The organism is Streptomyces diastaticus subsp. diastaticus, from assembly GCF_011170125.1.
Taxonomy (GTDB): domain Bacteria; phylum Actinomycetota; class Actinomycetes; order Streptomycetales; family Streptomycetaceae; genus Streptomyces; species Streptomyces diastaticus.
In genome coordinates, this window is record NZ_BLLN01000002.1 from 55,054 (window position 1) to 68,853 (window position 13,800).

The 13,800-nt window shown below is 74.5% G+C and carries 13 protein-coding genes; 7 read left to right on the plus strand and 6 right to left on the minus strand.

Features of this window, described 5'->3' with window-relative positions; all coding sequences use genetic code 11:
* Positions 1 to 47 precede the first annotated feature (47 nt).
* Positions 48 to 2,753 (minus strand): ATP-binding protein, encoded by a 2,706-nt coding sequence (locus Sdia_RS02020; protein WP_189500114.1) that lies wholly within the window; start codon positions 2,751 to 2,753, stop codon positions 48 to 50.
* Between the two features lie 227 nt (positions 2,754 to 2,980).
* Here Sdia_RS02020 and Sdia_RS02025 point away from each other — a divergent pair, with 227 nt between their 5' ends.
* The 3 genes from Sdia_RS02025 (at position 2,981) to Sdia_RS02035 (ending at position 6,429) form a co-directional block, all read left to right on the plus strand.
* Complete coding sequence (locus Sdia_RS02025) at positions 2,981 to 3,592, plus strand: DUF4291 domain-containing protein (protein ID WP_100456141.1); 612 nt, start codon at positions 2,981 to 2,983, stop codon at positions 3,590 to 3,592.
* Positions 3,593 to 3,797: 205 nt separating this feature from the next.
* Positions 3,798 to 5,660 carry a SpoIIE family protein phosphatase gene (locus tag Sdia_RS02030; protein ID WP_100456142.1) on the plus strand — a complete coding sequence of 621 codons (1,863 nt, stop codon included), beginning with the start codon at positions 3,798 to 3,800 and terminating at the stop codon, positions 5,658 to 5,660.
* Positions 5,661 to 5,682: 22 nt separating this feature from the next.
* Positions 5,683 to 6,429 (plus strand): N-acetyltransferase, encoded by a 747-nt coding sequence (locus tag Sdia_RS02035; protein WP_100456502.1) that lies wholly within the window; start codon positions 5,683 to 5,685, stop codon positions 6,427 to 6,429.
* 23 nt (positions 6,430 to 6,452) lie between these two features.
* On the opposite strand, the gene Sdia_RS02040 is transcribed toward Sdia_RS02035, so the two are convergent.
* Positions 6,453 to 6,656 carry a DUF397 domain-containing protein gene (locus tag Sdia_RS02040; RefSeq protein ID WP_115067808.1) on the minus strand — a complete coding sequence of 68 codons (204 nt, stop codon included), beginning with the start codon at positions 6,654 to 6,656 and terminating at the stop codon, positions 6,453 to 6,455.
* A complete protein-coding gene (locus Sdia_RS02045; RefSeq protein WP_115067807.1) occupies positions 6,641 to 7,471 on the minus strand; it encodes a helix-turn-helix domain-containing protein in 831 nt (276 codons plus the stop codon). The genes Sdia_RS02040 and Sdia_RS02045 overlap by 16 nt, the downstream gene beginning before the upstream one ends.
* 173 nt (positions 7,472 to 7,644) lie before the next feature.
* Between Sdia_RS02045 and Sdia_RS02050 the strand changes: the two genes are divergently transcribed.
* The 3 genes from Sdia_RS02050 to Sdia_RS02060 are packed head-to-tail and all read left to right on the plus strand — an operon-like array spanning position 7,645 to position 8,650.
* Positions 7,645 to 7,857 (plus strand): hypothetical protein, encoded by a 213-nt coding sequence (locus Sdia_RS02050; RefSeq protein WP_161499811.1) that lies wholly within the window; start codon positions 7,645 to 7,647, stop codon positions 7,855 to 7,857.
* 3 nt (positions 7,858 to 7,860) lie between these two features.
* The gene (locus tag Sdia_RS02055) at positions 7,861 to 8,439 is read left to right on the plus strand and encodes a Scr1 family TA system antitoxin-like transcriptional regulator (protein WP_124287582.1); all 579 of its coding nucleotides are present in this window, start codon (positions 7,861 to 7,863) and stop codon (positions 8,437 to 8,439) included.
* Positions 8,440 to 8,482: 43 nt separating this feature from the next.
* A complete protein-coding gene (locus Sdia_RS02060; RefSeq protein WP_161499812.1) occupies positions 8,483 to 8,650 on the plus strand; it encodes a hypothetical protein in 168 nt (55 codons plus the stop codon).
* Between the two features lie 73 nt (positions 8,651 to 8,723).
* Here the strand turns inward: Sdia_RS02060 and Sdia_RS02065 are convergent, their stop codons facing one another.
* From Sdia_RS02065 to Sdia_RS02075, 3 genes are all read right to left on the minus strand, one after another.
* Positions 8,724 to 10,898: a glycoside hydrolase family 6 protein gene (locus tag Sdia_RS02065; protein ID WP_371874224.1), complete on the minus strand. Its 2,175-nt coding sequence runs from the start codon at positions 10,896 to 10,898 to the stop codon at positions 8,724 to 8,726.
* 562 nt (positions 10,899 to 11,460) lie between these two features.
* Complete coding sequence (locus Sdia_RS02070) at positions 11,461 to 12,156, minus strand: TetR/AcrR family transcriptional regulator (RefSeq protein ID WP_100456145.1); 696 nt, start codon at positions 12,154 to 12,156, stop codon at positions 11,461 to 11,463.
* Between the two features lie 62 nt (positions 12,157 to 12,218).
* Positions 12,219 to 13,262, minus strand: a complete 1,044-nt coding sequence (locus tag Sdia_RS02075) for a sodium:calcium antiporter (protein WP_100456146.1) — start codon at positions 13,260 to 13,262, stop codon at positions 12,219 to 12,221.
* 241 nt (positions 13,263 to 13,503) lie between these two features.
* On the opposite strand from Sdia_RS02075, the gene Sdia_RS02080 reads away from it, so the two are divergent.
* Positions 13,504 to 13,797: a hypothetical protein gene (locus Sdia_RS02080; protein WP_229830919.1), complete on the plus strand. Its 294-nt coding sequence runs from the start codon at positions 13,504 to 13,506 to the stop codon at positions 13,795 to 13,797.
* The last annotated feature ends 3 nt before the right edge of the window (positions 13,798 to 13,800 follow it).

Consider the following 13,800-nt stretch of genomic DNA (forward strand, 5'->3'; position numbering starts at 1 on the left):
TACGCGGGCGGGCGCCCTTCGCGCCCCTCGCGCGCGGCCGCGGTCCCTCACGGGCCCGCGCTGGTGCCGCCGTGCCCCCACGAAGCCTCGCCCCGCCGCGGGGAGGGCGGCTGCGGGGCCGCGTCGCCCCGGGACGCCCGGGCACTCCATTGCGCGACCAGTTCGCGGACCCGCTCGTCCTCCGGCTCGATCCGCAGTGCCTCCTCCCCGTCCGCCCGCGCCCGCGCGAACCGGCCGTGCTCGGCGTGGGCCCGGCCCCGCAGCACGTACGGCCGCGCCAGACGGCCCGTCGTGGCGGTCACGGCCTCGTCGTACTCGGCGAACTCGGCGTCGCAGTCACCCTGTTCGTGGCGGAACTCGGCGAGCCGCAGCCGCGCCCAGAGGTAGTCGGGCTTGCGGGCGAGCGCGTGGCGGAGGTCGGCGACAGCGGCGGTGAAGTCGCCCAGCGCGTGGTGGGCCAGGGCGCGGCTGCCGTACGCCCAGAGGTAGTCGGGGTCGGCGGCGACGGCCGCGTCGAAGGCGGCCAGGGCCTCGGCGTACTCGCCGGCCCTGCGGTGGATCTCGCCCCGTTCACCGATGACGGCGGCGGAGTCCATGGTGAGGTCGGCGGCGCGGTCGAGGTCGGCGAAGGCCGCCCGGCGGTCGCCCAGGGAGTCGTGCGCGCGGGCCCGCTTCAGCAGGGCCCAGAGGTGGTCGGGGCGGCGGGCGAGCGCGTGGTCGAGGTCGGCGACCGCCTCGTGGTGCCGGCCCAGGGAGAGGTGGGCGGCGGCGCGTGAGACCAGCGCGGAGGGGTCGCCGGGGGCCAGTGCGAGGGCCCGGCCCAGCAGGTCCAGGGCCTGGTCGAACAGGCCGAGGTGGCGCCGGGTCTCCCCCTGTTCGCGGGCGATGCGGGCCGCCGGCGCGGGATCGTCCCCGGGGTCGGGGGCGGCGGCGAGGCGGGCCTCGGCCTCGTCGAGGTGGCTGAGTGCCTGGACGTAGTTCCCGGCCCGGCGGTGGGCGACGCCGCGTTCGACGGCGGTCCGCCAGTCGCCGGGGCGCAGGGCGTCCAGCCGGTCGTGGTCGGCGAGCGCCTCGGCGTACTCGCGGGCCTCGCAGTGCAGGGCCGCCCGCGCGTGCAGCGCCTCGACGCGCGCCGCCTCGTCGGCACCGGGCCGGTCGACCAGCAGCCCGGCGAGGCGGGCCCGGCCCGCGGGCCCGTCGTCCTCGTCCAGCACGGCGAGGCACTCCGTGCCCCAGCGTCGGGTGGCCTCGTCGCCGTTGTCCCGGCCCGCGTCGGCGAGGGTGCGGGCCCAGCGGCGGGCGAAGGCGGCGCCGAGGCGGGCGGCTCTCGGGCCCTGGGCGAGCAACTGCGGCAGGGTGGCGGCGGGTTGCGCGCAGAGCCGGTGATAGGCGGCTTCCAGGCGGGCGTGCAGCCGGGCCGGGTCGGCCGCGTCGCTCTCGTCCGTCCCGCCCAGTTCCTCGTAGCGCTGTTCGTGGAGGGCGGCCAGGCGCAGGTGGGCGGCGCGCCAGCGGGTGGGCGCGGTGGTGCGGCGCAGGTGCAGCATGGGGGCGCGGACCAGGTCGTGGTAGCGCGGGGCGCCCTCGTGGCCGGAGACGAACGGCAGCGCCGTCAGGGCGGCGAAGAGGGCGGCCGGGTCGTCGTCTTCTCCGGTGGCGGCTGCGCAGACGTCCTCGTCGAGGGTGCGCGGCAGGGCGCAGGCGAGGGCGGCCTCGCGTTCCCGGGGCGGGAGCGCGCGGCCGAGGAAGCGGTCGACGGCGGTGGCCCCGGCGAGCAGGGTGTCCCCCGGGTGGTCGGCCAGGGCGGAGACGAGGACGGGCAGCCCGGCCGACCCCTCCCAGACGGCGCGCTGGGCCGACGCGTCCTCGACGCCCCGAGTGGCGAGCAGGCGCCGCGACTCGTCCTCGGTGAGCGGTTCGAGGGGCAGGTGGGCGACGAGTTCGGCCTGGCCGCCCCACAGGACCCGGTCGGGCCGGTGACGCCCGGCGAGGGTCAGCACGAGATTGCCCGGCGCCGCTCCGTACCGGTCGGTGGTGGTGAGGTCCCGCAGCCAGCCGTCGAGGAACGGGGCGGTGTTCTCGTACGTGTCGAAGAACAGGGCGGTCCACGGCACCTCCTCGGCCACCCGGCCCAGCTCGGTGAGGAGCACCGGACTCAGCGCCCGCACCGGGTCGAGTACGAGCCGTACGTCCTCCTGGTCGCGGAAGCGGGCGCTGAGCGAGGCGGCGAACCGGTCGGCGCCCCGCGCCAGTCGCTCGCCGTCCACCACCGGGGCGAACGCCCCCACGCCCGGCACCATCCCGACCCCGACCAGCCCCGCCCGCACCACCGCCGAACTGACCGCCGAGGCGCCTTCGGCGGCCCCCTGGCCGCCGTCCGCCTCCGCCCCGCCCACCGCCAACGCCTCGTGCACGCGCCGCCGGTGCGCCTCCAGCCGCTTCTCCAACGCCTTCAGCGGCCGTCCCTGCCGCGCGAACTGCTCCGCGATCACCGCCATGACCTCGGGCACGCTGTGCGCCGAGTCGTCCACGTACGCCGTCAGCGCGCCCCGCCCCGCCGCGAGCCGTTCCCACTCGCGCACCAGGGTCGACTTCCCCACCCCGCCGACCCCGTGCACATGGAACAGGAACCGGTGGGTGGGGTCGGTCGGGGTCCCGTCCAGATTCCGTGCGAACAGTTCGAGTTCCCGCTCCCGCCCGACGAACGCCCCTTGTCTGCGACGCCGGATCAGCTCCTGGAGGGTGGGCTGGGGCATGGTTCGGGTCCCCCCGGGGTTCGGTTGCGGTGGAGGTCAGTATGCGGCGCGCGGTGGCCCCGGTGAACGGGGCGGGTGCTCCGGCGAGTTGGCCACCCGGCCGGGGTCCGGCCGTGACACACCCGGCGGACCGGTCCCCCCCTGGCGGGACGTCTGCCGCCGGCTCGCTCCTTCCCGCCCGCGAAAACCACTGGTCCTCGCCCTCCCACGCCCGGCACCCTCTCCCCATGACCAGCCCGCTCCCCCTGCCCCGCCCCAGCCACGAGATCCGTGCCCGCCACACCCCCACCACGGTCACCGTCTACCAGGCGTACTCCCCGCGCATCGCCGGGCCCGCCGCCCGTGACCAGCGCTTCCCGGCCGCGTGGAAGCGGGAGCGGATGACGTGGGTCAAGCCGTCCTTCCTGTGGATGATGTACCGCTCGGGCTGGGCGCGGAAGGAGGGGCAGGAGCGGGTGCTGGCCGTGGAGGTCGACCGGGCGGGGTTCGACCGGGCACTCGCCGGCGCCTGCCTGTCGGCCCACCACCCCGGCGTCCACCCGGACCGCGACGCGTGGCGCGCGGCGCTGCGCCGCTCTCCCGCCCGGGTGCAGTGGGACCCCGAACGCGACTGGCGGCTCCAGCCACTGCCCCACCGTTCGCTCCAGCTCGGCCTGAGCGGTGAGGCGGTGCGCCGGTACGCGGACGAGTGGCTGGTCTCGGTCACCGACGTGACGGCACTCGCCCACGCCGTGCACGAGCGGGTGCGCGAGGGGGACGAGGCGGGGGCACGGGAGCTGCTGCCCCCGGAGACGGTGTACGTGCCGGAGGGCGGCGCGCCGGGATGGTCGCCGGCCTGAACCTCGGCGTCGCCACGGCGGCGGACGCCCGGCCCGCTCGTCCGTACGGCCGTGCGCCGTCCCCGCCACGCCGCCGGCCGCCCGCCGTCCCGTGGCGGTGTGTACCCGGGCCGACCCTCTCGGCGAGTGAGCGGCAGGGCTCGGGAGGCTGACCTACCCTGGCAGGAGCGGGTGGACAGGGGCGCCGACAGGAAGGTCCGCCGCCATGGCACAGGACAGCGGACCCGGTTCCGGCGGCTCGGCGGGCGCCGTCCCGCCGGCCCAGGAGGCCGCGCGGCTGCTCGCGCTGGAGCAGGCGGGGCTCTCCTCTGCCCCCGACGAAGGCATGGACCGTTTCGCCCGGCTGGCGGCCGGGATCGCGGACGTGCCGGTGGCGCTGGTCTGCGTGGCCGGTGCCGAGCACCTCTCCTTCCCCGGGCTGGCCGGTCTGGGGGCTCCCTGGTCGAAGCTGCGCAAGACGGGACTGTGTGCCGAGGTCGTGTCGGCGGGGCGACTGGTCGTGCCGGACGCGCGGACCGATCCGCGTACCCGGGACGAGGCGGTGATCGACGAGCTGTCGGTCGCGGGGTACGCCGGGCTGCCGCTGGTGGACGACGACGGGGTGGTGCTCGGCTCGCTCTGCGCCATCGACCACCGTCCCCACGAGTGGCCGGACCATGTCGTCGACGCCCTGACCGATCTGGCCGAGGCGTGCGCGGCGGAGATCCGGCTGCGGATCGTGACCCGGCGCGTCGAGGAGGCGCGCGGCGAGACGGCGGCGCTGCTGGCCCGCTCCGACCTGGTCCGGCGGGCCTCCGAGGTGCTGGCCGACACCACCGGCGTCGACCAGGTGCGTCACCAGGTCGGCGAGCTGATCACCGGCGATCTCCAGGCGTCCTTCGCCGGTATCAGCCTGGAGCAGGAGCGCACCCCCTGGGACGCCACCGAGGGCCGCTGGCCCGACGGTACGGTGCAGGACCTGGCGGTGGACCCGGTCGTCACCCCGTGGCCGACGGGCCGGGCCGCCCGCGAGAAGCGGACCGTCACCGTGCACGGTGCCGAGGCGGTCCGCGTCGGGTACGGAGCCGAGGCGGCGGACCGGTGGGAGCGGCTCGGCTTCGCCTCGATGGTGTGCGTGCCGCTGACGGGTACCCGGCGTGTCATCGGCGCGCTCGCCGTGGCCTGGCGCCGGGCGCACGAGCCGGACCTCGGCGAGCTGGCCGTGCTGACCGCCACCGCCGCCTACGCCGCCCGCGCCCTGGAGCGCGCCCTCTTCATCGACGAGCGGATCGACGTCGCCCGCCAGTTGCAGGACGCCATGCTCACCGAGTTGCCCCAGGTCGAGGGCTTGGAGCTGGCCGGCCTCTACCGTCCCGCCGCCGCCCGCGACCGGGTGGGCGGCGACTGGTACGACGCGTACGGGCTGCTCCCGGCCGAGGGGGCGAGCGGCGGGCCCACGCTGGCGGCGACCATCGGCGACATCACCGGCCACGACATCCGTGCGGCGACCCTGATGGGCCAGGCGCGCAGCATGCTCCGCCAGGCCGACCACGACCATCCCGGCCTCGGCCCCGCCGCCGCCGTGGAGGCCCTGCACCACTCCACCACCACCCTGGACCTCGGCCTGACCGGCACCCTCGTCCACGCCCACCTGACCCCGCGCACCCACGGCGGGTGGGAGCTCCTGTGGACCAACGCCGGGCACCCGCCGCCGCTGCTCGCCGTGCCGGGCACCCCCTGCCGTCTGCTGACCGGGCACGACATGATGCTCTACCCGGGGCTGGACGAGGGCTGGCACGAGCACCGCCAGCCGCTGCCGCCGGGCAGCACGCTGCTGCTCTACACCGACGGCCTGGTGGAGCGCCGGGGCGAGGACATCGAGGCGGGCGTGGAACGCCTGGGCGCGTTCCTGACGGAGGGGGCGGACCTCCCGCTGGAGCGGCTGACCGGTGAACTCACCCACCGCATGGCGGGGGAGGAACCAGGCGACGACGTGGCCCTGCTCGCGCTGCGCGTCCCCCTGGACGCGCCGGCGCCCCCGGACCCGGCCGGCGGAAACCCCGTGGATCCGCGGGGCCCGGCTGCCTAGGCTCGCGCGCATGGAGCCGCAGATCACGCCGCAGATCACCACCCTGGCCGACCGCCCCGAGCTGACCGGCGCGCTGGGCGAGATGCCGGACACCTGGCCCCGGTTCGTCCTGGAGGACCTGGTCGGCTGGGCCAACTTTCCCAGGATCGCCGTGGAGTTCCCCGAGTACGTCCTGGTGGCCACCGACCAGGAGGGAACGGTGGTCGCCCGGGGGTACAGCGTGCCGTTCGCGCTCGACGCGCCCGGTCGCGGCGGGCTCCCCGCCGGAGGCTGGGACCAGGAACTGCTGTGGGCCTTCTCGGACCTGCGGCACGGCCGGACGCCCGACACGGCCGGGGCCGTCGAGATCACCGTGGCCCGCGACCACCTGGGAAGGGGTGTGTCGGGCCGCATGGTCGAGGCGATGCGCGAGAACGCCCGCGCGCTGGGTCACCGCGAACTGGTCGCCCCCGTCCGCCCGAGCGCCAAGCACCTGCGGCCTGCCCTCCCGATGGCGGAGTACGTCCGGCTGACCCGCGCCGAGGACGGCCTGCCGGAGGACCCGTGGCTGCGCGTGCACGTCCGCGCCGGCGGCGTGGTGGACTCGGTCGCGCCGGTGTCGATGACGGTCAGCGGAACCCTGGAACAGTGGCGCGACTGGACGGGCCTGCCCTTCGACACCGAGGGGCCCGTCGAGGTCCCGGGCGCGCTGGTCCCGGTCCACTGCTCGCTCACCCACGGCCACGCGGTGTACGTCGAACCGAACGTCTGGGTCCGCCACCGGCTCTGAGCCCGCCGGCGGCCCCGCCGCCTCTACACCCCGGCCTTGGCCATCCTCACGAACGCTGCCCAGGCCGGGCGGGTGATGTGGAGGACGGGGCCGGCGCCCGCGAGCTTGGAGTCACGTACGGGGACGACGCCGACGTGGCCGTCGGAGACTTCCAGGCACCCGTTGCTGTCTGTTCCCGAGAACGAGGACTTCCGCCAGACGTAGTGCGGCCTCAGACCTCGTTGCATCGTGGAGTGCCCTCTCTCAGTTTCTTGAGCACGTTCAGGGACTCGACTGGAGACAGGGAGCGGTCCCGAATCTGATCGTAACCCAGCCTCGTGACTTCGATGTCGAGCGGATCATCCACCAGTTGGCCAGTGCTGGTGCCCTCCATCTGAGCGACACACTTCCCCGCGGGAAGCCAGAGCAGGGATACGCCACCGCCGACCAGGTAGTGCGCACCTGCGTTGCTCGGAAGGATCTGCAACGTGAGATTCGGCCTTTGGGCACAGTCCATCAGGTGGTCCAGCTGGTCGGCCCACGCTGCGCTGTCGCCAAGCGGGCGGAGCAGCGCCAATTCATCGATGACGATCCGAGCAATGATGGCCTCTGCCCCGAACAGGTTGGCCTGCCGCTCCATACGAAGCTCCACCATGGCTTCTGCTTCCTCGTCTGAACGGTGCGGATGCGTCCGCAACAGCTCGCGAGCGTAGGCGGCCGTCTGGAGGATGCCGGGGATGAGGGAAGCGTGGTAGTCGGCGCGAGAGATCGCCTGCGCTTCCAGCGTGGCGAACTTCCGGAAGTACTTGGTGAAGCCTGCACTTTTCGACAGTTCCCACAATCCCCGCAAGTGGCCCGTCGAGTAGACGTTGTCGAGCGCTGCCAGGGCTTCAGGCGAGCCGTTGGACTCGCCGGTGTGCAGGCGTTGCAGGTAGCTCGCGTCGTAGTTGGTCAGCTCTGCCAGCTCCCGGTAGGAGAACCCGGACGCCTCGCGCAAACGCTGAAGCTCCTTCACCAGCACCTGCTTCGCGTCGGCCGTCCCCGTGGACTTCCGTGCGGGCATTGAACCCTCCCATGTTGCCTATGGCGGCGGTGCAACGCCCCCAACCTGGTGAGCGTAGGCACTTTCAATGCACGCTGTGACGAGTAACCGCGAAATCCGTCACGAAGGGCAGACCCATGCCACCCCAAACCCCGACGTTCCACCCCGCCTCCGGCTGGCGGATCGATCGTGCCGTGACGCGGCGTATCCGGAAGTTCCGGTGTGCGGACGGGCACGACCGGATGCATCTGCCGATGACCGTGTACCTGCGGGGGCGGGTCGTCGGCGGAGACACCGGGCTGTGGCTGTCGGTGCCGGAGGCGCGGTCGCTCGCGGCGGAGTTGGCCCGGGCGCTCACCCTCGGCGCGGAGGAGATGCCGGTGCGGCGTCCCCGCGCCGGCCGCTGAACCGTGCCACGCGCCATCAGCGCCGGGCGCCCGCTGACCTGGGCCTCCGTAAGGGAGTTGGACGGCTCGGCGACCGCGGTCGAGACCCTGTGCCGGGGCGCCGTACCGCCCGCCCTGCGCCTTACGGCGTACGCGGCGCACGTGGTCCGGCGCGTCTCCCCCGGCGGCATCGGCCCCGACCGGCACCAGCGGCAGCGCACGCCCCTGACCTGGTACGCGCCGGCCTCCGCACTGCTGGCCGCCTTCCCCCGCCGGGTCGCGACGGCCGGGGAGCGGCAGGCGGTGCTCGACCAGCTCGACCACTGCCTGCACCGCCTGGCCGACGGTACGTTGCGCGTCCGGCTGCTGCGGCCGGAGGCGGACCCGTTGCCGGCGGGGGCGCGGGGGCTCACCCTGTACCACCGGCCCGCACCCGCCATACCGCTGTTCACGGTGGACCGGGGCGACCGCGTCACGCTGGTCCCCGACTCCTCGCTGAGGACGGCCCGCGACCTTCTGGAACGCGCCCGCCTCCACGCGTACGACCCTCTGGTCGCCGCCCGCCTCCTGGCGGACCGGCGCACTCGCCTCCCCCGCCCGTGACGGGCCCGTCCTCCCCTCCCTCTCCTCACCCCGGGAATCTGCCATGTCCTGCGCCCGCTGCGACCTCCCCTTCGCTCCCGGCGACGAACCCGTCCTGCTCGTCGTCGACTCGGCCTCGGCCGCAGGCCGGAGTGTGGAGTTCCACCAGGAGTGTCCCGACGAACGGGCGGCCCGCCTGCGGCGCGAGCGGGCGGAGGCCGGTCCCGGCTGAACGGCGAACGGTACGGAACGGGAGGCCCGGCACGCCGTCAGGTGCGTGCCGGGCCTCCCTGCCGGTGGGTGGGTCAGGGGGCGGTGCCCCACGTCAGGGCGGTGCCGAGGTAGAGGCCGATCCTCGCGTGGTCGGTGAAGCCGGTGGAGGTGCCCCGGCTGTAGTCGTCGCTCTCGTCGAAGTCCGACCAGTCGGCCTTGTTCAGGCGGAGCTGGACCTCGCCGGTGGCGGCGCCGGGCGCGAGGCTGCCGGCGGAGAAGCCGACCTCCACGTGATGGCTGGCGCCCGGGACCGCCGCACCGGACCGCTCGACGGTGTGCGTGACGCCGCCGCAACCGAGCTGCGCCCAGTCGCACGTACTGGTCACCGCGCTCTCCCCGTCCGGCGTGAACCAGTACCGGAGCGTGACGTCCGCGAGGTCCACCGCGCTCTCCCCGGTGTTGACCACCTGGAGGCCCAGCCGGATCTGGTTGTCGCCCGGCGAGGTGTCCGAGGTCCGGTACTGGACCTTGAGGGCGCCGGTGGCGCCGCCCCCTTCGTCGGTGGTGGCGGCGAGGGACGCCGAGGACGGGGAGACGTTGCCCGCCGCGTCCTTGGCGCGGACGGTGTAGGCGTAGGAGGTGCCGGGCGCCAGGCCGCTGTCGGCGTACGCGGTGGTGGTCGTGGAGCCGACGCGGGCGCCGTCGCGGTACACGTCGTAGCCGGTGACGCCGGTGTCGTCGGTGGCGGCGGTCCAGGAGAGGGAGACGGACGTGGCCGACTTGGCGGTGACCGTCAGGCCGGTCGGGGCGGTGGGCGCCGTGGTGTCGTCCTCGCCGCCCGGGCCGCCGTCACCCAGCGGCGGGTGGGCGTTGGCCAGCAGTTCCTGGAACTGGGCGGAGAACCAGTGCCCGGCGACCGGCGAGTCGGGCAGCGCCCCGGTCAGGCTGAAGCCGTTGCGGCCGTTGCCCTCGTAGGTCGGGTCGCACATCCGGTCGAAGCCCTTGCCCTCGTCGTTGTCGATCGGCTCGCTGCTGCCGTCCGACTCCCCGGGAGGCTTGGCCCACACGTACGCGTCGATGCCCGGCTCGGGCGCGGTCGTCGGCCGCTCGCCGACGCCGGCGCCGCTCTGGTTGCACCAGTTGCCGGCGTGGATGCGGCGGTCGGCCCGGCCGCCGTCGACATAGGCGTCCACGCTGGTCGACGGGCCGGGGCCGGTGGGCCGGTCGTCGCCGCCCCAGCCGTTGCGGGCCGTGTCGATCAACATGCCGAGGCCGGAGTCGAAGCCCTGGCGGACCAGCTCCTCGCGCAAACCCTGGGCGAAGGTCAGCTCGTCGACGTAGTAGTTCCAGTCGACCCACTTCGACTGGCGCACCGTGGTGCCGTCCACCGTGTCGGTGATCTTGAGGTACGGCTCCTTCAGCACCGAGTAGTTGGCGGTGTTGACGATGAAGCCGTGCACGTCGTCGACGGTCGCGCCCTCGGTGGTCGCGGCCTTCTTGAACTGCTCGGCCGCCGGGACGAAGTTGGAGTCCCAGCCGAGCCAGCCGTGGTGGGCGGCGTCCACGTAGTTGTAGACGTTCGGGATCGCGCCGAGGGTCTTGAGGGCGTAGCCGACGCCCTTCTCGTAGTTCCCGTTCTCCTTCATCACGGCGCACTCGGGAGTGGAGCCGGCGGTGCCGCCCGCGTTGGTCACGAGGTTGGGCAGGGAGTCGGGCTCGATGAGGGTGACGATGCGCAGGTCCGCGTAGGCCGGATCGTCGAGGATGTCCGCGATCGGGTCGATGTACTCGCTCTTGTAGCGGCCGATCTCGGTCGGGCCCAGCTCCCCGTTGGAGGCGAGGGCGGAGCAGTCGCGGCCCGGCAGGTCGTAGATGACGACCTGGAACAGCTCGGCCCCTTGGTCGAGGGCGGTGTCCAGGTGCTCCTTGAGGCCGCGTGCGCCGGGGGTCCCCGTGATGGCGGCGATGCGGTCCATCCAGACGAACGACGGCTCGTCCGCGATGGCGCCGCCGCCGGGTTCGGCGGCGGCCTGGGCCGACCAGTCCGGGTTCACGTACGGGGTGGCACCCGCGTACGGGTTGTCGACCCGGGGCCCCGCCGCCTCGGCCGGTGCGGCGCCGGGGACGGCGACCGCCAGGGAGGCGCCCAGGACCAGGGCGGTCAGCGTGGCGGCCGCCGACCGCGGGCGGCCAGGACGGAATCGCCCGGAGTGGGCGCCTGCGGCCCCGTCGGGGGAAGGTCTCCTGCCTCTGCTTCTCGTGTTCATGCGGCTCCGTGCTCCTCTCGTACGCCCTCGGCGGCTCTGCCGGGGGCGGAATCGGGGGTGCGGGATGGTGCTCGGAGTGCTGGTGGTGCGCGGGTGCGGGCGGTGCGTGCGCCGGACCGGAGAAGTGGACGAGAAGTGACGCTCCGCACCTCCGCGAGGCCGGTGGAGCGCCTCCGGGTGGCCCTGTGTCCCGGACACCGCCGGGAATTGAAGGGTGGGAGCGCTCCCACAGTGCCGACGTGACCAGGACCTGTCAATGGCCCGCGCGGAAATGCCCGTTCGGACGGCCGGCCGCGTGGGGCATCGGGGACAGGAGAGGGAGCGGGGTACGGGTGGTGCCGCGCGAGGAGCGAGCGGGGGCGAGGGTGAGCGGTCCCCTCTCGGGCGCAGCGGTCCCCTCTCGGGCGCAGCGGTCCCCTCTCGGGCGCAGCGGTCCCCTTCCGGGCGGAGGCGCGGGACCACGACCGGCGCGGACGGGCCCGACGGCCGCGGCGCCTCCACCGGACCGGCCGACCGCCTCCGTCGCGCGCCCGCGTTCCCGCCTCGCCCCCTTCGCGCGCCCTCAGTCCTCCGCCACCGGGACGGGCGTCCCGCTGATCCCGTTGACCAGCACGTCGAACCCCCACCGGAACCGGTCCTCGGCCGTACCGCCGACCAGGGCCGGCATGTGCGCGACGATCGCCGGATACGTCGCCTCGCTCGCTTCGCTCAACGCCCGTACGGCGGCGCCCCACTCGTCCTCCGCCGCGGGGTCGCCCTCCCGCGCCGACTGCTCGGCGGCGGTGGCGGTCGCGTCCTGGAGCAGCTTGTCCACGCCCCAGGCGACCTGCTCGCGCCCGGCCCCGCTGCGGGACAACAGGTCGAGCAGCCGCTCCACCAGCCGCAGGTAGTTCTCGCCACCCGGCCGGGCGACGAGCGCCGACCGGGCGAGCTGCGGGTACGCGAACAACACCAGCGTGTACGAGGTCACCACCGCCCGCAGTTGCTCCCGCCAGCCGTCCCCGGCCCCGTCCGCCGTCAGGTCGACCTCGCCCAACAGGGCGTCCAGCACGGCCGCGTGCAGCTCGGCGGTGCCGGCCACGTAGACGTAGAGCGAGGCCGGGCCGGTGTCCAGCTCCTTGGCCAGCCGCCGCATCGTGACCTTCTCCAGCCCCTCCGCCCGCATCACCGCCACCGCGGTGTCCACGATCCACCGCCGCGACAAGGCACGTTTGGCAGGCCGCTCCCGCCGGCTCACCGGCTCTCTCCTGGCGCTCATCCCCCGATCGTAACGAACACGTTCGCCACGCGCCTCGGCTCCGGTCGCCGTCCGGCGTGCGCTCACACCCCCAGCGTCACCATCGTCCCCGCGTACACCACCACCAGCGTCCACCCGTCGAAGCCCAGCCGGAACCAGCCGCTCTTCTGGCGGACCAGGAGACCGGCGAGGAGAACGGTGGTCATCAGGAGGGCGGCGGCGGTGAGGAAGAGTTCGTCGCGGCCGGCGGCGTGGAAGAGGGAGCCGCCGGGGTGGGCGAGGTCGCCGATGGCGAGGTTGAGGACGTCGAGGCAGTTGCCGCCGATGATGGCGGCGAAGGCGAGGGTGACGGCGCCCCGGCGGACGGCGGCGATGGAGGTCACGGCTTCCGGGAGCGCGTTGATGACGCCCATGATCCCGGCGCCGACCAGGCCCGCGCGCAGGCTCGTCGAGGAGAGGACGACCTGGGCGGCCTGGGTGACGGCCCACCCCGCGACGATGACGACGCCCGCGATCACGGCGAACTCCGCCCAGAGCGAGGGGGTGCGGCGCCCCGCGTACGCCCCGTCGGGCTCCGGGTCGGGCACGTCCTCGACGGTCTCCTTGGTGCGTACCGCCTCCCACGCCTCCCACGCGGGGTCGTCGGTGCGGCGGACCAGGTGCAGGCCGCCGATGTAGACCAGGACCAGCACGATCGAGGCAGGGTGCACTCCGGCCACCGTCACGTCGGGGCTGAAGGTGGCCATCAGGGAGAGCCCGAGGAGCCCGGCGAGCAGCGTGCCGAAGAGGAGGTTCTGGAGGGAGGCGGCGGCGTGTTCGAGGTTGGCGCGGCGGTGGAAGGCGTCGGCGGCGACCACGGCGAGGGTCTGCGCGGCGATACCGCCGACCGCGTTGCCGTAGGCGAGCCGGGGCTCCCCGTCGACGGCGGCGACGGTGGTCATCACGATCCCGGAGAGCGAGGTGACCAGGCCGAAGAGGACGGCGCCGAAGAGCGCCTCGCCCCAGCCGGTCCGGTCGGCGAGGGTGTCGCCCACCCCGGCCAGCCGCACGCTGCACCAGACGGTCACCGCTCCGGCGAGGAGCAGCACGACCACGCTCCACCCCAGTGCCCACTCCCCGGAGAACACCGCCGACGCCCACTCAGCCACCAGGTCCCCATTTCCTCGACGGTGTCGATGCCGCTGTCATGGGATGCCGTCTGCCCCGGTGGCAAGGGCGTAGACGGAAGGTGGATGGGCGTTCTTCACACGCCGTCCTGGTCCCCACGGGGGCGCGACGTGGCAGGGTGGGGCGCCTGAGGGGCGCGGACGTACGCGCCCAGGCGTCCGGGGGGATCTCATGCGCGTCCGTGTCCGCTGTCGTGGCCTGGTGGCTTCCGTCGCGCTCGTGCTGGGTGCCGGACTGCCCGCGGTGGCCTGTTCCTCCGCGTCCGGCCCGGCCGGGGCACCGGGGACGCCCACCGCCGTGAAGGACGCGCCGGAGCGTGTCGAGACGGGGAGGCGCGCGCCGGGGGCGCCCGCCACGACGGACGGGCCCGAGTCCGTGGAGCGCGCGGAGTGCGAGGGCTCCGCCGAGGAGATCCCGGCCCGGTGCGCGGTCGAGCCCTCGTTCGCCGGGACGGACGTGGCGGAGCCGGCCGACGGCCCGCCCGCCACGCCCTGACCC